Origin of the sequence: Microcoleus sp. K5-D4 (genome assembly GCF_036704575.1) — a bacterium.
GTDB lineage: Bacteria > Cyanobacteriota > Cyanobacteriia > Cyanobacteriales > Microcoleaceae > Microcoleus.
This window is the reverse complement of sequence record NZ_JAUBSD010000077.1, coordinates 1-17,581: the sequence shown is the minus strand read 5'-3', so window position 1 is coordinate 17,581 and position 17,581 is coordinate 1. Positions and strand designations below refer to the sequence as shown.

12 protein-coding genes and 1 pseudogene are annotated in these 17,581 nt (G+C 46.5%); 8 read left to right on the top strand and 5 right to left on the bottom strand.

The features are described 5' to 3' along the window. Positions 1-12: 12 nt before the first annotated feature. Positions 13-786 carry a hydroxyacylglutathione hydrolase gene (gene gloB, locus QUA77_RS21395; RefSeq protein WP_333452371.1) on the top strand — a complete coding sequence of 258 codons (774 nt, stop codon included), beginning with the start codon at positions 13-15 and terminating at the stop codon, positions 784-786. A 2-nt stretch (positions 787-788) separates the two neighbouring features. Here the strand turns inward: gloB and QUA77_RS21390 are convergent, their stop codons facing one another. Then, on the bottom strand, positions 789-1,628 hold the full coding sequence (locus tag QUA77_RS21390; RefSeq protein WP_333452369.1) for a glycosyltransferase: 840 nt from the start codon (positions 1,626-1,628) through the stop codon (positions 789-791). 354 nt (positions 1,629-1,982) lie between these two features. Next, positions 1,983-3,254: an RNA-guided endonuclease IscB gene (gene iscB / locus QUA77_RS21385; protein WP_333452368.1), complete on the bottom strand. Its 1,272-nt coding sequence runs from the start codon at positions 3,252-3,254 to the stop codon at positions 1,983-1,985. A gap of 589 nt (positions 3,255-3,843) precedes the next feature. On the opposite strand from iscB, the gene QUA77_RS21380 reads away from it, so the two are divergent. The 3 genes from QUA77_RS21380 to QUA77_RS21370 all read left to right on the top strand — a co-directional run bounded on the left by QUA77_RS21380 (position 3,844) and on the right by QUA77_RS21370 (position 12,479). Further along, positions 3,844-8,943: a PAS domain-containing protein gene (locus tag QUA77_RS21380; protein WP_333452366.1), complete on the top strand. Its 5,100-nt coding sequence runs from the start codon at positions 3,844-3,846 to the stop codon at positions 8,941-8,943. Between the two features lie 265 nt (positions 8,944-9,208). After that, entirely contained in the window at positions 9,209-9,667 is a 459-nt protein-coding gene (gene rplI / locus QUA77_RS21375) for a 50S ribosomal protein L9 (RefSeq protein ID WP_006634794.1), read from the top strand. A 199-nt stretch (positions 9,668-9,866) separates the two neighbouring features. Beyond that, positions 9,867-12,479 carry a replicative DNA helicase gene (locus tag QUA77_RS21370; RefSeq protein ID WP_333036211.1) on the top strand — a complete coding sequence of 871 codons (2,613 nt, stop codon included), beginning with the start codon at positions 9,867-9,869 and terminating at the stop codon, positions 12,477-12,479. 94 nt (positions 12,480-12,573) lie between these two features. Here the strand turns inward: QUA77_RS21370 and QUA77_RS21365 are convergent, their stop codons facing one another. Together QUA77_RS21365 and QUA77_RS21360 are read right to left on the bottom strand one after the other, a co-directional pair. Beyond that, on the bottom strand, positions 12,574-13,152 hold the full coding sequence (locus QUA77_RS21365) for an FKBP-type peptidyl-prolyl cis-trans isomerase (RefSeq protein ID WP_333036212.1): 579 nt from the start codon (positions 13,150-13,152) through the stop codon (positions 12,574-12,576). Positions 13,153-13,430: 278 nt separating this feature from the next. Further along, positions 13,431-13,757: a phasin family protein gene (locus QUA77_RS21360; RefSeq protein ID WP_333036214.1), complete on the bottom strand. Its 327-nt coding sequence runs from the start codon at positions 13,755-13,757 to the stop codon at positions 13,431-13,433. 215 nt (positions 13,758-13,972) lie between these two features. Here QUA77_RS21360 and QUA77_RS21355 point away from each other — a divergent pair, with 215 nt between their 5' ends. From QUA77_RS21355 to QUA77_RS21340, 4 genes are all read left to right on the top strand, one after another. Then, on the top strand, positions 13,973-14,329 hold the full coding sequence (locus QUA77_RS21355) for a zinc ribbon domain-containing protein (protein ID WP_333452364.1): 357 nt from the start codon (positions 13,973-13,975) through the stop codon (positions 14,327-14,329). Positions 14,330-14,401: 72 nt separating this feature from the next. Continuing rightward, positions 14,402-15,367 (top strand): BadF/BadG/BcrA/BcrD ATPase family protein, encoded by a 966-nt coding sequence (locus tag QUA77_RS21350; RefSeq protein WP_333452362.1) that lies wholly within the window; start codon positions 14,402-14,404, stop codon positions 15,365-15,367. Between the two features lie 281 nt (positions 15,368-15,648). Further along, on the top strand, positions 15,649-16,305 hold the full coding sequence (locus QUA77_RS21345; protein ID WP_333036218.1) for a hypothetical protein: 657 nt from the start codon (positions 15,649-15,651) through the stop codon (positions 16,303-16,305). A gap of 103 nt (positions 16,306-16,408) precedes the next feature. Continuing rightward, positions 16,409-16,810 (top strand): MgtC/SapB family protein, encoded by a 402-nt coding sequence (locus QUA77_RS21340; RefSeq protein ID WP_333036220.1) that lies wholly within the window; start codon positions 16,409-16,411, stop codon positions 16,808-16,810. A 164-nt stretch (positions 16,811-16,974) separates the two neighbouring features. Here the strand turns inward: QUA77_RS21340 and QUA77_RS21335 are convergent. Further along, a pseudogene (locus QUA77_RS21335) lies at positions 16,975-17,523 on the bottom strand (IS630 family transposase); the annotation flags it as partial. Positions 17,524-17,581: the final 58 nt, after the last annotated feature.

The window sequence follows — 17,581 nt, the reverse complement described above, 5'->3', positions numbered from 1 at the left end:
AGGCACTTTTCTATGCAGGTTTATCGGCTTCCGGTACTGTCCGACAATTACATTTTCTTGCTGCACGACCCCGATCGCCACACAGCAGCCGTCGTCGATCCAGCGCGCTCAAAGCCAGTATTAGAGCAACTGCAAGCACTCGGAGCCGAATTAACAGCAATTTTCAATACCCACCACCACAGCGACCACATAGGCGGCAATCAGGAACTGATCGATCGCTTTCCCCAAATTAAAGTTTACGGTGGCGCAGAAGATAGAGGCAGAATTCCCGGACAGCAAGTGTTTTTACAAGCAGGCGATCGAGTTTCTTTCGCCAACAGAACCGCCGAAGTCTTCTTCCTACCCGGCCACACAAAAGCTCACATCGCCTACTATTTCCCCCCCAGCAACCCCAGCGAAACCGGCGAGTTGTTTTGCGGCGACACCTTATTTGCAGGAGGCTGCGGCAGGCTCAAAGAAGGCACTCCCGCCCAAATGTTAGCCTCTCTGGGGCAACTGCGAAACTTGCCCGATAGTACGAGAGTCTGGTGCGCCCACGAATACACGCTGAACAACCTGCAATTTGCCTTGAGTGTGGATGGCGACAATCCGGATTTACAGCAGCGCTTCGCCGAAGTCAAGGAAGCGCGCAGTCGATCGCAACCTACAATACCATCATCGATCGGCCTCGAAAAAAGGACAAACCCATTTTTGCGCTGGGATTTTCCCAACCTGCAATCAGCCGCCAACACCTCCGATCCAGTGCAAACCTTCGCTCGATTGCGCGGCATGAAAGACCAATTTTGACCTTAACGTTTTTTTTGTTTCAGGTAACTCTTAAACTTGAGTATCGGTTCGCTCAACCACCTGTCAAGTCTTTGGTATTTTACGTGAAAGCTCGACAGCCCCTTAAACTTATTTGGAATTTTTTCTAGTTCGTCCTTAAACGGTGTCTGAGACAACATATCAAGCCATAATTGATTGGGGGCGGAGCTTTCCCACGGTTTCGGTCTTGACATAAAGTGCATCACTTTACTTGACATATCATCAGTCTTGTGGTTGTTCCATATTTGGTCTAATTGCTTCCACCTTCCCACTAAAACTGAATTTAATGCACCTTGATCGCGATCGCCCCAAACGTGGGTTCTAGCATTTTGGAGCAACTTTTCCGACAGTTGCTCTTCCTCCCAAAGCTTCATGTTGTAAACTAAAACACCACTATTGAAATAATGGTTTCGATCTAGATAATTGTTGGGATTTCCCCAGAAGTTGGCGGCGGCTGCTATCGGCAGAGTTTGAAAATCTAGGTTCCACAGCGGCTTTAAGCTGCCCAGAACGATCGTATCGCTGTCGAGCCAAATCAGCCTTTCTGTTTCTTTGGTATATTTTCGCGGCTCCAATTTAACGTAAGGAAGTTTAGAACCTGATATCGAAAGAAGTTGGTCGTAATTAGATTGCAATTCTTGCCATTCAATTTGGTATTTGCAGCAATTCTGTAACTGTTCCTTTTGCTGTGAATATATCCTGGTAGATACAACGCTAATTTTGACCTGCTCCTCCCCAGATTGGCTAATATTCAGATCTACAGACTTCAGAAGTGCTGCTAACCCCAGAATATAGGTGCGATCGGCGGCTGTGAATATGTGCATAGGATTAAGTTTGTGAGATGAACGGCAAACGTGACACAAACGTTGGGACTGGAGGAAGCAGGCGACCCTGTATAGAGGTAAATGCGATCGCCCGTTTACCGTTGAGACGAACAAAATCTTGCCTAAATTTCCGGTTAGATTTACACAAAGAAACGGGGTTTCTAAGTAGGTAGGCGCAAATAAAGTTTACAATGATGTAACAGAATGTAAGGCGGGCGTAACAAGAGCGATTGCTTCGTTTCACTCGCTGCGAGAGAGGGGTTATGTATTTTCAAGCTTCATCTGTATTCCCCCTTGGAGACTCCCACTGTACCTGTACTCAGGTCAGTGGCGAGAGGAAAAGGGGGGCAAGGTTTAGGCCGCATATGAATAACCATCCTTTCTATGAACAAGTGAACAATATTTGTGACTAATTCCTGACACCAATTCCGAGGAGGAAATATTGAATGAACCACTGGTTCTTACGGCAACACGTCCAACGTATATACCAACCTTTTTACCAGAAGTTACAACCGCCTTGACGATATCTCCCGTTTGAAAACCTTTAACAAACTTAAACCTGGGAACATAGCGGGACGGGAAACCCAATTTGTCGGTACGACACATTTGGCGTGTCCCATGTCCAGTCGCTTTAATTAACAATGGCTTGTTTATTAAAACTTTCAACGATTCAATTCTGCCGACACAAGCTGCATCTAGCCAGTGAGTTTTAGCTAAATTTAATCGAGTGCGATTGAACTTTGTTAAACCGCCACTGCCAGTAGAAACTGGTAAGCCAGTCATACAGAGTCGGTTAAATAACGCCCAACGAGTAGAATTAACCGCTGTTGCATCTTTCAAAGGACGTTTTGCTTGAGACAGAATCCGTTTCAAAACCTCTGGTTTTTTCGAGAGAAACTGCTCAATATTCTGAGTTCCTTTCTTGATATTGCATTTTTCGCAAGCAAGGCAAAGATTAGAAATACGATCAGATCCGCCCTTGGCTTTGGGATGAATGTGCTCTACTTGTAGAGGCGTATCAACAACTCCACAATACGCGCACTTTCTATCCCATTTATTGAGTAAATATTCGCGGATCTCGTAGCCACATAAAACACCTTGCTGATACTCCAATCGGCTAATTTCCGGGTTGTCTATTTGCTGGAGGTCGAACCGCACAAGTTCTTGAACAACAGAAGAAATTGACCCAACCTTTATCAATCTAGTTACCCATGTTAGGGTTGTTTCGACACGATGTTGTAAGCTTGGAGTCAGCCACCCTTTCGGGCGAGTTCTATTTAAAAATCTAGCTTTTCGGTAGCGGGTATGGCGATTTCTTCTGCCTCTACGCAATGAACGGCGGGACTCCAGACTGGCTTTGATAGCTTGCCCCCTGTGGGTTAGTTCTGCACCAAAGATTACGTTTTCTCCTTGGACTAATGCGATTCCCGTGGTTTTGGAGCCAGGATCTAATTTAAGAGTGATTGGTTTTTGGGGTACTGTTACCTCTACTTTGAGAATTATCGTGAATGGATACCTCCTGAAAACAGCAGCTTTGCCAGTGGTTAGCAATTTGCGAGCCAATCCAGGGCGGATTGGATTGAGCGGTCGTTTTTGAGTATCACGTACAAAAACAAAATTAGACATTAAATGTCCTCCATTTCTGGGTAATGTTTGCTTCGTCAATGTTTAAGGTCGGTAACTATTTCAAAAGCACTGGCTTAACCCTTACACCTGTTTAACTTTTGAATTCTAGAGCAGAAAACTAGCACGCATTTTCTGGTAGGTACTTGAACGCTTACCTTAAACGTAGTGGGCGAACCACTTAGACTGGTCAACTCGGCAATTTCTGTGCCCACACCGTATCGGTACTCCGATCGGTGTCGGGTGATTGACCTACTTATTTATCTGTGTGCAAGTGCCATCTGTTCGCGCCCGCAAACGAGCAACAGCCATTGGTAATATGCAGCAACGCGAAAAATAATGAGACGGACTAACCTGGTATTTGAAACAGCCAGAAAATTCCCCGTCGCCTGTGCGGAATCCCGCAAATGGTTAAGACGTGGGACTCTACGATAAAATAAATTGTCTAGATATCGATATTACCGCAGAACGATCGACATCCATCTTAGGTTTGAAGTGTCACCCTGCTCAAGTCAAAAGTTCCTCTGGTTATTTCCCTATTATTGAGCGCGGTTTGCTTTGCCAAAAGTAAAATTAGCGTTGTTAGAAACCGATGCAAAACCCACGCAATACTGAACCTCAAGCAAAAATCGACCCCTCTGTTTCAACGGATTCTAACAAAGCGTTCTACCCAGCCGCGCCTTGGCCAACTGATGTAGGGATGGTTCTGCAATTGGCAGATGGTAGCATTCAGGGGTGCAATTCTCACGCCCAGGATCTGTTGGGGATGACAGCACAACAGATGCTCTTATGCACTTCAATCAACAGTCGGTGGCAGACTCTGTGTGAAGATGGTTTGGATTTTCCCGGCGAGACACATCCGGCGATGGTGGCGCTGCAAACCGGGCAACCATGTTTAAATGTCATCATGGGCTTTGATCGACCACAGGGAGAATTGATTTGGTTAACGCTCAATTCTCAACCTTTATTTCAGGAAGATCGATCGACTCCCTATGCGGTAGTAACAACCTTCACGGAGCTCGCTCAACCTCAGCCCGAACCCGTCTGTAACGCGCCCGCGCCACAACTGTCAGACACCCTCGAAAGTATTTCGGACGGGTTCTTTGCTTTGGATCGAGACTGGCGATTTACCTACCTCAATTCGCAAGCGGCGCGGTGGCTGAATCGGCCCTCGAAAGATTTGATTGGCAACAGCATTTGGGAAGAGTTTCCCGAATCAGTGGGCAGTTTGTTTGAGCAGGAATATCGCCACGCCGCCACGTTCCAAGTTACGGTTAGTTTTGAATCTTTTTATCCGCCACTCAATGCTTGGTATGCGGTACGAGCTTATCCCATCCCATCGGGGCTTGCCGTTTATTTTCAAGATGTCACTGAGGAGAAAGCGGCTAGGGCTGCTTATATTAAACAAGCGCAAACGGCACATCAACAACTAGCAGAAATCGAGGCGATTTATGCTAGTGCGCCGATCGGACTTTGCTTCCTCGATACTGAGTTGCGGTTTGTCCGCCTCAACGATTGGCTAGCAGAAATTAACGGAGTTCCAGCCGCCGCCCACATCGGCCAAACATTGCGCGAAATCTTGCCAGAAATGGCAGATGATTTAGAGCCGCTTTACCGACAAGTTATTGAAACTAAAGTTCCACTTCAACAGCTCGAAGTTCGCAGGACGAACTCAGCACAGCCGGGAGTCGAACAGGATTGGCTGTTGAGTGTCTATCCACTGAGGGCTCAGGACGATCGCGTTTTGGGAGTGAATGTGACGGTGCATGAAATTACCGATCGCAAAGCTACCCAAAAAGAAATTCAACGGCTCAACCAGGAACTAGAGCGACGAATTAATGAACTCGAATCGATACTTGATGCTGTACCCGTGGGCATTACGATCGCCGACGACCCACAGTGTAAAGTAATTCGCGCTAACCGATTTGCCCAGTCGATGTTGATAGTGCCGCCGGATACCAATGTTTCTGGAACCGGAGAGCAAGCCGCAGCCCTTCCCTTTAGACGACTCCGCAACGGAGAAGAAATTCCGGGAGAACAACTCCCCATGCAACTGGCCGTGGCTTCCGGCGTCCAAGTGCGAGATGTGGAAATTCAAATGGTGCGATCGGACGGGGTGGCCTTTGATTGGTTGGTGAATGCGGTGCCGTTATTTAACGAACAGGGCGCAGTTCGGGGGTGTGTGGCGGCCTTTATGGATATTAGCGATCGCAAACAAGCTATTGCTGCTTTGCGCCGTTCCGAGGAACGCTATCGCACTTTGTTTGAGTCCCTAGACGAAGGCTTTTGCGTCATAGAAATGCTGTTTGACGAAAACGAAAAGCCGATCGATTACCGCTTTTTAGAAATCAATCCGGCCTTCGAGAAACAAACCGGACTCGTACAAGCTACGGGGAAAACGATGCGACAGCTCGTTCCAGAACACGAAAATTATTGGTTTGAGGTGTACGGCAAAGTCGCACTCACGGGCGAACCCTTGCGCTTTGAGCATGGCTCGGAAGCCATGAACCGCTGGTTTGAGGTTTCGGCGTTCCGCACTCCTGAGCCGCACAGCCGCAAAGTCGCCGTACTTTTCAAAGACATCAGCGCTCGCAAACAGTCGGAGAATCTTTTGCGCCAACAGGAAGAGCAACTGCGGCTGTTCGTCAAACATTCGCCTGCGGGGGTGGCGATGTTTGACCGCCAGATGCGGTATATGCTGGTGAGCGACCGCTGGCTGGCAAGTTACGGGCTCGGCACTCAAAACATTGTGGGTCGATCGCATTACGACATCTTTCCCAATTTGCCCGATCATTTCAAACAAATCCACCAGCGCTGTCTGGCCGGTGCAGTCGAAACCTGCCAAGAAGATCTGTTTCCCCGCCCTGATGGCTTGATCGACTGGGTGCGCTGGGAAATGTACCCTTGGCGAACCAACACCAATGAGATTGGCGGTATCATGATTTTTTGCGAAATCATCACCGAGCGCAAAAACGCTGAACTCGCGCTGCAAGCGGCCAACCAACAAGTCAGCAATATTATAGAAAGTATTACCGATGCCTTTATGGCGATCGATTCACAATGGCGCTATACCTACGTTAATGCCACAGCAGAAAAACTGCTTTCTCGATCGAGAAACGAGTTGTTAGGTCGATCAATCTGGGAGCTATTCCCCGCCGAGGGAGAAGCGAATTCGAGGGTATATCAAGAATTTCATCGAGTCGTTAACGAGCAAGTTTCTGTCAAATTTGAAGAGTTTTCCCCGTCGCTCCAGATGTATATAGAAGTGAGCGCCTATCCAGCGGCAGAAGGACTGACGGCTTATTGGAGCGATATTAGCGATCGCAAACGCACTGAAGAAGAATTGCGACAAAAAAATGCGATTTTGAACGTAATTAACGAGTCAGCACCCACGCCAATTTTTGTCAAAGATCGAGAAGGACGGATTATTTATGCAAATCCAGCCACGCTGGAAATAATGGGCAAACCTGCTTCTGAAGTAATTGGTGGTCGCGACCTGGATTTATACCCAGTAACAGAACTTGCAGTCACAGTCACGGAAAACGATCGGCGCATTATGGAATCCGGCAAAACAGAAGTCCTCGAAGAATCTCACGATGGCATTCGGACATTTCTGGTAATGAAAGCTCCATATCGCAATCAGGCGGGAGAAGTCATCGGCTTAATTGGCATCTCCAGCGACATCACAAATCGCAAACGAGCAGAAGTCGCCCGGGAAGAACAAACTAAGTTACTTCAAGTCATCATTGACAGCATTGGCGATGGTTTAATTTTGGCCAACCAACAAGGGGAGTTTGTGTTGTTTAACCGAGCCGCCGTAGGCATATTCGGTCAGCTATCGAATGAAAAATCTTGTGAGGAATGGTCGAGCACCTACGGACTATTTACCGCAGACAAAAAAACCTTCTTCCCCGACGCTGAACTACCTCTAGCCAGAGCAATCAAAGGTGAATATGTCAATGATGTAGAGGTATTTGTCCGCCGCGAAGATTCCGAAGATCGCTGGATCAGTATCAGCGGTTATCCGGTAGTTGATGCTAGCAGTGAAATCAAAGGCGGAGTGATTGTCTGTCGGGATATCACAGAACGCAAACAAGCAGAAGCAGCGATGCAAGAAAGCGAAGAACGATTCCGCAATATGGCTAACAACGCTCCCTTTATGGTATGGGTAACAGACCCCACAGGCTATTGCACTTTCTTGAGCGAAAGCTGGTATGACTTCACAGGTCAAACTGAGGAAACAGGTTTGGGACTGGGTTGGGTAAACGCGGCACATCCAGAAGACCGAGAACAGGCAAAAAATGCGTTCTTGACCGCCAACGAACGCCAGGAACCGTACCGCGTAGAATTTCGCCTCCGGCGCCAGGATGGCGGATATTCTTGGGTGATCGATGCGGCTGCTCCCAGATTTTCCGAAAGGGGACAATTTGAGGGTTATATCGGCTCTGTTATCGACATTACAGAGCGCAAACAAGTGGAAACTGAGCGCGATATGGTTCTCCAATTAGAACAAACTGCCCGCACGGAAGCCGAGCGAGCTAACCGCATTAAAGACGAGTTTCTGGCGGTGCTTTCTCACGAGTTGCGATCGCCCTTAAATCCGATTTTAGGCTGGTCGCAACTGCTCATCGGCGGCAAGCTGAAGCCGGCTCAAACTGCCAAGGCCTTTGAGACGATTGAGCGCAACGCCAGACTGCAATCTCAATTAATCGAGGACTTGCTTGACGTGTCTCGGATTCTGCAAGGAAAACTCAGATTAAATGTTGCTCCGATGAATCTGGCAACTATTATTCCATCTGCTGTGGAAACCGTGCAATTAGCAGCAGAAGCTAAAAAAATTAAAATCCAAACAATCTTAAATCCTGATGTCGGGCAAGTTCTCGGCGATACAAGTCGCTTGCAACAAATTGTGTGGAATTTGTTATCAAATGCGGTGAAATTCACCCCCGAAGGCGGTCGAGTAGAAGTTCGATTAGGGCAAATCGCACGCCAAGCTCAAATTCAAGTCACGGACACGGGTAAAGGTATTCTTCCCGATTTCTTGCCTTATGTTTTTGACCATTTCCGACAAGAAGATGGCGCTACAACGCGCAGATTTGGAGGCTTGGGACTGGGATTGGCGATCGTCCGCCAACTGATCGAACTTCACGGCGGAACCGTGTTTGCAGAAAGCGCCGGAGAAGGTCAAGGAGCGACGTTTACGGTGAGATTACCGCTATTAAATGATGATTTTAGAAGGCAGGAGGAGGAAGAACGTCATGGGGCTGCTTGTCCCGATCTCTCATCCTTGCCGCTAGCTGGATTGAGAATTTTGGTGGTAGATGATGAACTCGACTCGCGAGATTTTGTCGCTTTCGTGCTTGAGGAAGCGGGTGCAGAGGTGATTTCCCTGTCATCTGCTACTGAGGCGCTAGAGTCGATCAAACAAACTGCACCAGATTTGCTCGTCAGCGACATCGGAATGCCCCAGATGGACGGATATATGTTGATCAAGCGCATCCGCACTCAGCTTGCGCCTGAGTATCGCCAGTTGTTGGCGATCGCCTTAACGGCCTATGCTGGAGAAGCGAACGAGCGTCAAGTTTTGCAAGCCGGATTTGACCAACACTTAGCCAAGCCGATCAATCCGACCCAGTTAGTTGCTACTGTAGCGCGAGCGATCGTCGCCCAGCGCCTTGAAAATAAAGCCTGAGTGCTCGGTAAGACATTGCGCTGTAGTTGATTTGCCTCATTACAGAGCGCCCGTTTTGCGTAATTTCAAACTGAATTTGCCCGTAAAAAATATTATCCCTGTTTCTTCCCTCGAACCTCGAATCTCAACATCCATCCGTTATTAAATCCGTTAAATCCACTACATCCGCTACATAATCCGTTGGCGAACTTCCTTCTCCCTTGCGATCGCCCCTCAAACTTCGCTATTATAAAAAGTTGCAGTTAAAACCCCACAACCCACGATCATGGCCAAGCGCGTTCAATTAGTTTTAAATAAAGATGTCAGCAAACTCGGCAAAGCTGGCGACGTAGTAGAAGTAGCCCCGGGCTACGCCCGCAACTACCTAGTACCCCAAGGAATGGGATTTAGAGCCACTCCGGGCATTCTCAAGCAAGCAGAGCGCCGCCGTGAAGAAGAAAGACTGCGCCAGCTAGAGCTCAAGCAGCAAGCTGAAGTCCGCAAAACCGCCCTCCAATCGGCTGGGCCTTTCATCATCTCCAAGCAAGTTGGGGAAGCAGACGCGATTTTTGGTACTGTTACCAACCAAGAAGTAGCAGAACTGATTTTCAACTCTACCAGTCAAGAAGTCGATCGGCGCGGCATCACTCTGCCCGAAATTCGCCAAACTGGTACCTACAAAGCTGAAATCAAACTACACGCAGAAGTTACCGCCGAAGTTGATATTCAAGTTGTTCCGATGTAATTAAGAGTCATCAGTCATGAGTAATTAGTTGTTAGTCATTAGTCATCAGTCATTAGTTGTTAGTCATTAGTCATTAGCTAAGAACTGAGTACCGCTAACTAAGGACTGAGGACTGCTAACTAAGGATTCAAAACTGACGACTAATCACTGGCAACTAATAACTAATGACTGCGGACTAAGGACTGAGGACTATTGACTAATGAGCGATTTGATGCCTACAAATATAGAGGCAGAAGAAGCAATTTTGGGCGGGATTTTAATTGACCCCGAAGCTATTTCCCGAATTGCCGAACTGCTGCGACCGGAGTTTTTTGCCATCACCGCTCATCAAGTCATTTATCGCTCGGCATTAGGCCTATTTTTACAGGGTCAACCTACCGATTTAATGACGGTAACAACTGCGCTAACCGACCGCAACCAGTTAGAGCAAGTAGGAGGACTAACTAAATTAGCACAATTAGTTGATCGCACAGTTTCCGCAGTCAACATCGACCAATATGCAGTTTTAGTTGAAGACAAATATCAGCGCCGCAAATTAATCGAAGCTGGCAACAACATAGTACAATTAGGTTACGAGACGGCAACACCACTAGAAACAGTCTTAGACCGCGCCGAACAAGAAATTTTCAGCATAACTCAAGAACGCCCGCAACAGGATTTAGTATCGATCGGCGAAACACTAAACCAAACATTTCAAGACCTAGAAAATCGCAATGAAGGCCTGACACTTCCCGGTATTCCGTGCGGTTTTTATGACTTAGATGCTATGACAGGAGGCTTTCAGCGATCGGATTTAATCATCGTTGCAGCCAGGCCGGCGATGGGAAAAACAGCCTTTTGTACCAATATCGCCCACCACATCGCCGCTGGACAGCAAAAATTGCCGGTTGCCGTTTTCAGCTTAGAAATGTCGAAAGAACAGCTAGTGCAGCGTATCCTGTCCAGCGAAGCCAAAATAGAAAGTAACCGATTGCGATCGGGTAGAATCAGTCAAAACGAATGGGAACCAATCAGTACAGCCATTGGCAATTTATCAGAACTACCGCTGTTTATTGACGATACTCCCAATATTACCGTCACAGAAATACGATCGAAAGTCCGCCGCCTCCAAGCAGAACAAGGCGGAACCCTAGGATTAGTCTTGCTAGATTACCTGCAATTAATGGAAGGTACCAGCGACAACCGCGTGCAAGAACTATCTCGAATTACCAGAAGTCTTAAAGGTTTAGCCCGCGAACTCAACGTGCCGATTATTGCCTTATCTCAGTTGAGTCGGGGTGTGGAAGCGAGGACAAACAAGCGACCGATGATGTCTGATTTGAGAGAAAGTGGCTGCTTAACAGGTGATAGTTTGGTAATGCTAGCAGATACTGGTGTGCGCGTACCAATTCGTGAATTAGTAGGAAAATCTGGCTTCACAGTTTGGGCGCTCAATGAAGCCACCATGCAATTAGAAAAAGCCGTTGTTAGCAATGCCTTTGCTACAGGTGTTAAGCCTGTACTACGACTGCAAACTCGTTTGGGACGGGCAATTAGAGCCACTGGAAATCATAAGTTCTTAACCATTCACGGCTGGCGGCGATTGGACGAGTTAAAAACAGGCGATCGCATTGCCCTACCTAGATATGTATCAAGTTCCTTCATCCAATCGATGGACAATGCCGAAATAGCCTTGCTAGGACACATGATTGGAGACGGATGTACTCTACCTCGACACGCTATTCAATACACGACTAGAGAGAAAGATTTAGCCAATACAGTTGCAAATCTTGCAATAGAAGTCTTTGGAGAGCGAATCATACCTCGTATTTGTAAAGAACGTGATTGGTATCAAGTTTATCTTCCTGCTACCTATCATCTCACACATAATGTGAGGAATCCTGTAACTGAATGGCTAGATGCTTTAGCTGTTTTTGGTCTGCGTTCTCACCAGAAGTTTGTCCCCAATCAAATATTTGAGCAGCCTCAAGAAGCAATAGCTTTATTTTTACGCCATCTTTGGTGTACTGATGGTTGCATAAAAATAGGTAGGGGTAAATGTCATTACCCTAGTGTTTACTATGCTTCCAGTAGTGAAAAATTGGCAAGAGATGTTCAGTCACTCTTACTCAGACTTGGTATCAATGCCCGCTTATTTTTAAGCCCCCAGCCAGGGAAAGGGCGAGATCAACATCAAGTTTGGGTTACTGGAAGACCTGATTTAGATAAGTTTATTCATTTGATTGGTGCAGTAGGTAACTACAAACAGCAAGCTCTGACAGAAATTGCAGAATACATAGAAATTCGTTCTAGCAATACTAATAGAGATGTCATACCGCGTGATGTGTGGAAAATGTATGCTGTTCCTGCTATGCAGCAATTTGGTTTAACTACACGCCAGATGCAAGCACAGCTTGGCAACTTATATTGTGGTACAACTCTTTACAAACACAACCTCGGTCGGGAACGAGCATTCAAATTAGCTACAATTGTTAAATCTGATGAACTTGCCCTCTTATCTAAGAGCGATATTTACTGGGATGAAATCGCCTCAATAGAAGTTGATGGCGAAGCTGAGGTTTACGATTTAACAGTGCCTGCACTGCATAATTTTGTCGCTAATGACATCATAGTTCACAACTCGATCGAGCAAGACGCGGATTTAGTAATTATGCTCTACCGCGATGAATACTATAACCCTGATTCGCCCGATCGCGGAATTGCAGAAGTAATTATTACCAAACACAGAAACGGCCCCACAGGAATCATCAAACTATTATTTGACGCCCAATATACCTGCTTTCGCAATCTGGCATCTCCGAAGCGATCGTAAATCAACCAGGACATACACAGAAACCCGGTTTCTTAATAAAAAAACCGGGTTTCTAAACACCGTAAAAGTTTTACGTTGAATTAGACTTAGCTACCTAGCCAGCGATTTTCAACAATTCCACATCAAAAATCAACGTAGCATTAGGAGGAATCACCCCGCCCGCACCGCGAGCACCGTAACCGAGTTCAGGGGGAATAATCAACTTGCGGCGGTCTCCAACTTTCATCGTACCGACACCTTCATCCCAACCCTTAATTACTTGACCTACGCCAATTTTGAACTGAAAAGGAGAATTGCGATCGCGCGAACTGTCAAACTTCGTGCCATCCTCCAAAGTCCCAGTGTAGTGTACCACAACCGTCTGCCCGGTTTTTGGAGTCGCCCCATCACCCTGCTTCAATTCAACATATTTCAGACCTGAATCGGTTGTCACAGTATTATCAGTCATGTTATTGCCAGCGATAGTAGCTGGTACCTCGGGTAAAGTAGCATCAGCTACTAGCAAGTTATTTTCATTTAAAGACTGCGCTGACAACTTCTCAATAGCAGTCTCGGGTAAAAGATTGTTCAATTCGGCTGCAACTGCTTGGGACCCAGAACCGCCCATTTGAGCGACTATCAAAAACACAAAGCAAACCAGCATTACTCCCAAGCTGACTAGAACTCCTCGCAAAATTAATCCTCCTGATACTTTTAACCGCGATATCTCAGATATCTAAGACATCTAGTACAACAAGAACTACCAAATTTTATCTGAACTTTTCCACCAAAAAAGGGCAGGTACCAGATAATTTTAAAGGCCAAAGTATGAAGTCATAATGTTTGTAATTCTACATAAATGGCTTCTACATAAGTGCCTTTTTTAGCCTTCCGCCTTCGGATGACAATCTTATCACAAGATAGCAGCGAACTCCTCGCGGGCGTTAGCGAAGCCCTCGAAGAGGATCGAACTCAGCGCCAGTTACGGTTTTCTAAATCCCGCATCTGACGTTCCAAACGATCGAGCCTTCCGCGCAACTCATCCATTTCGGACTGTCGGGGAACTCCCATATCTTGCAGCATATTCCGTAGTTGCCGCTGCAACTGCGTATCCCAATTGCCCTGTTCAGACTTGAGGTGCTCCGTCATGTCATCTACAAAGGTTTTGGCTTGCTCGGAATTGATTTTGCCATCTTTGACCCATTGCTCGCTGACTTCCTGCAATTTCTCTGCCACCAGGGAGGTAGTACCAATGCCCAGCATTACCAGTTGTTTGAGTAAGTTGCTATTGTTATCCATAGATTTTTCCTAATGTTTGCCCTTTCATACCCGATCGGCTCAGGTCGCCTGCTGTCGCTGCGAAACTATCTGTAAACTTAAAGTTACATCAGCGCACACCTACCTTTCTATTTTGGAGCATCCAGCCGCCTGATGGCGAGGCGATCGCGCTAATCGGCGTTCGGAAAACCCCCTAATGAGCCTACCCACCACATTACCCCATCACCCTGCTGTCTATGCCTGATTGCCCCCGCTGTCACCAACCTGTAGACGCCCAAGCACTTGCCTGTGCACATTGCAAAATCCCCCTCAAAGCTTTCGGTCATCCGGGTATCCCTCTTTATCGATCACAACCCGAAGAATTTCTGTGCACTACCTGTATTTATCACGAAGACGACACTTGCAACTACCCGCAGCGTCCCTTTGCCAAAGAATGCACGCTTTATCACAATCAAGCTGAGCCACTTGTGCCACAGACGATCCCTTACAGCAGCGGCGACGGGCTGCAATCGATCAAAAATTGGTGTCAGCGCCATCTGGTTTGGTTAGCATTATTAGGTTTAATTATTATTAGCATTGCTCTGTCGATTTAATCGGATTGTACAAAGCGTAGAATAGAGATATATCTGTTAATCTGGGTTGCTCTATTCTTCTCTAAATTATTCATGAGCTACGTATTCGGCATCGACGGCGGCGGCACTAAAACTATCTGCCTTTTAATGGATGACAACCACCTTGTTTTAGGACGGGGTGAAGCAGGGCCGTCAAATTATCAAACCCTGGGAATTGAGACAGCCAAACAATCCATCCAATTGGCGATCGAACGAGCAGTTCTGTCCGCTCAGGTCGAGGCTGTAGGCAATCTCAACATAGAAGCAATTGGTGTGGGACTAGCAGGTGTCGGGCGTCCAAAAGATCGTGAAATAGTGCAATTTGTAGTGCAGAACTTGCAGTTGACAAATACTTTACCAGTAACCCGATCGTTCCTGCCCAGGAATATAGTAATTTCCAGCGACTGCGCGATCGCACTTGCTGGCGGTACAGGCCATCCAGTGGGTATCGCCGTTATTTCAGGAACCGGTTCGATTGTTTTTGGGCAAAACCGTCACGGGAAAACTAAACGAGTCGGGGGTTGGGGATATATTTTAGGCGATGAAGGCAGCGGATATAACATCGCCCTTCAGGGTTTGCAAGCTGCTTTGAAGTTCTATGACGGACGCGAAGATTTTACCGTGCTTGCGGAAAAATTTCAAAACCATTTAGGCCTCAATAACCTAGAAGAATTGGTAGAAGTCGTTTACGGGCGCGGTTGGGGAGTCAAAGAAATTGCAGCTTTAGCGCCGATTGTCGAGGGAGCAGCAGCAGAGGGCGATCGCGTCGCTGACTGCATTATCAATAATGCTGTGGCAGAATTAACCTATTCAACAAAAATAGCCATTTCAGCGCTATTTAACCAAACAGAAGAATTTGAAATTGTGATCGTAGGAGGTGTGTGGGGTGGAGAGGCAAATTGCCGAGGTCGGTTTGAAGCAGCCATAAGTGAGATCGCCCCAAAAGCTAAGGTAATTTCGCCCCGATACGAACCAGCTTTCGGTGCTGGATTGTTGGCTTTAAACGCTCTCAACAATTAATCTCGTGTCCCGACGCTTCGTGCTGGGATTTCACCTTAACTAATTAGAGGCTAAGGGGGACGATGAACCGAAATCTCTCCTTTATCCTCCTTATCTTCCCACTCTTGCCGATTTTATCTATTTTTCAAAATTTTAAAATTCTGGATTATCTACCTTATCTTCCCAACTTCTAGAATTCCCGCCTGCCATAATCAAAACATCAGATGAAGGCGAAACCAGAAACAAATTTAGCAGTAGTGCGTTCCTAAGTAAACAAAAACTGAAGCAAGGAGACAATTTATATGATTACTTCTCAAAAATGGCGTTCAGCAACAGCAGCAATCCTGGCACTGGGCATTACAGTTGGAACCAGCGCGCCGCTGGTGGTAGCTACTCCCGCAGAAGCTCAACAACGAATTTCCCAATTTGATAGCATCCGAATTCCCTCGGGCAGTGTAATTCCAGTTAGCTATGAAAAAGACAAAATAGTTGTCACCCGCGAAGAAACTGCACCTTTAACTTTAACAGTAGCGCAAGACATCCGCACACCTCAAGGCAGAGTATTAATCCCCGCAGGCAGCCAGATAGTCGGGGCACTGCAACCTGTCAGAAGAGGCAATCAAAGTGGTACTCAATTTGTTGCCAGAGAGTTAATTATCAGCCGCCGCCAACGCTATCGGATTGACGGAAATTCAGGAATTATTACCAGAACCGAAAGAGTCCAAAAAGGTGCTGGCACAGGTTCAGTAGCGCAAGGTGCAGCCTTGGGTGCAGCAGCAGCAGCAGCACTCGCAGGCATTACCGGCGACAAAGCGATCGCGACTGAAGAAGTATTGGGAGGCGCTGGGATCGGCGCTTTAGCTGGAGTATTGTTGGGGCGGCGCAGCGTTGACGTGCTCGTGATTCGCCCGGAACAAGATTTGGCAGTGAGATTGCGATCGGACATCGTACTCCGCTAATATTGGAATCTTCGGATTAATTATTTGCAGAAAAACATTGTCGATCGCTAACTTGTGGTCTCCCGATAATTGGCTAGGCATACTGTTAAGGTTGTGCCTAGCCATGTTTGTTGGCGGAATTATTGGATGGGAGCGCCAACTCAGAAACAAACCAGCGGGCTTGAGAACTCATATGCTAGTTAGTATGGGTTGTGCACTGTTTGTTTTAATGCCGCTGGCAATGGGTAAAAATGAAAACGGAGGAGATGCTGTAGCGCGCGTAATTCAAGGCATTGCTGCCGGGATTGGGTTTTTGGGAGGTGGAGAAATTCTGCGGCAAAATCGACAGGAAATAGGCAAAGTTGAAGTTCACGGGCTCACCTCTGCAGCCGCTATTTGGGTGTCAGCAGCTTTAGGAACTGCCGCAGGATGCGGGTTGTGGCAACTGGCATTAATTGGCGCTTTAATGTCGCTGTTTGTTCTGAGGGTAATTAAAGAGTTAGAGCGTCGGAGTCGTAGGAAATAGTCTCAGTGATTATATAAAAGTGGGTATAATAACCGTTATAACGTTTGTATTGACGACGGAAGTACGAGCGAGTTTTATGAGGGTTAAATTCCTCACTACCAACTAATTTTATTGCGGTCGATGGATGGTAGATAATATTAGTTGCTTCATAAGCTGTTGCACATTTAAACTGTGATACAAGCATTGCCCTTATTTTTGATTTTACGACCCCATTTAATTATTAATTGCCCTTCATTTAAGAGGCGGTGCAATAAATACTCTAGCTCTTCAATAGATGTAAAAAGTCGATTGGCTATATATTCTTTTGCCGAATGCCATACTAATTCAATTAAGTTATAGTCGGGGCTGTATTCGGGGAGAAATTCTAAATGAAGGTTAGGCATTTCTGTTTCAATTATTTTCAGGTACTCTTCTTTCTTGTGAAAACTAGCATTATCCAGAACTATCACTATTTTGGCTCCTTTTTCCGCAAAGTCAGAGGCTTGATTACCGGCTGATACCCATTCATTAATTAGCTCTTCATAAAATAGTTTTAGCACTTGATAAAAATTATATAAATTGCCTTTTTTGAGGAACTCTACCCACCTTTTTTTATCCGAATTCCTCACTCCTCCCATTACATTAACTCTGCCTTTTCTCCGGTCTCCTCGAACCTTTTTTCGGCTGCCTTTTTTACACCAGTTCTTTCTTCGGGTCTGGGGGGGTGACAACCCACCCAAAACCCATAGCTAGTAAGGATTGAGCCAACTTGTGGTAAAAAAAGATAGGCAG

Excerpts from the sequence above, each read along its gene's own strand:
- gloB (WP_333452371.1), top strand. The coding sequence starts at position 13 with ATGCAGGTTTATCGGCTTCCGGTACTGTCCGACAATTACATTTTCTTG.
- QUA77_RS21390 (WP_333452369.1), bottom strand. The coding sequence starts at position 1,628 with ATGCACATATTCACAGCCGCCGATCGCACCTATATTCTGGGGTTAGCA.
- iscB (WP_333452368.1), bottom strand. The coding sequence starts at position 3,254 with ATGTCTAATTTTGTTTTTGTACGTGATACTCAAAAACGACCGCTCAAT.
- QUA77_RS21380 (WP_333452366.1), top strand. The coding sequence starts at position 3,844 with ATGCAAAACCCACGCAATACTGAACCTCAAGCAAAAATCGACCCCTCT.
- rplI (WP_006634794.1), top strand. The coding sequence starts at position 9,209 with ATGGCCAAGCGCGTTCAATTAGTTTTAAATAAAGATGTCAGCAAACTC.
- QUA77_RS21370 (WP_333036211.1), top strand. The coding sequence starts at position 9,867 with ATGAGCGATTTGATGCCTACAAATATAGAGGCAGAAGAAGCAATTTTG.
- QUA77_RS21360 (WP_333036214.1), bottom strand. The coding sequence starts at position 13,757 with ATGGATAACAATAGCAACTTACTCAAACAACTGGTAATGCTGGGCATT.
- QUA77_RS21355 (WP_333452364.1), top strand. The coding sequence starts at position 13,973 with ATGCCTGATTGCCCCCGCTGTCACCAACCTGTAGACGCCCAAGCACTT.
- QUA77_RS21350 (WP_333452362.1), top strand. The coding sequence starts at position 14,402 with ATGAGCTACGTATTCGGCATCGACGGCGGCGGCACTAAAACTATCTGC.
- QUA77_RS21345 (WP_333036218.1), top strand. The coding sequence starts at position 15,649 with ATGATTACTTCTCAAAAATGGCGTTCAGCAACAGCAGCAATCCTGGCA.
- QUA77_RS21340 (WP_333036220.1), top strand. The coding sequence starts at position 16,409 with ATGTTTGTTGGCGGAATTATTGGATGGGAGCGCCAACTCAGAAACAAA.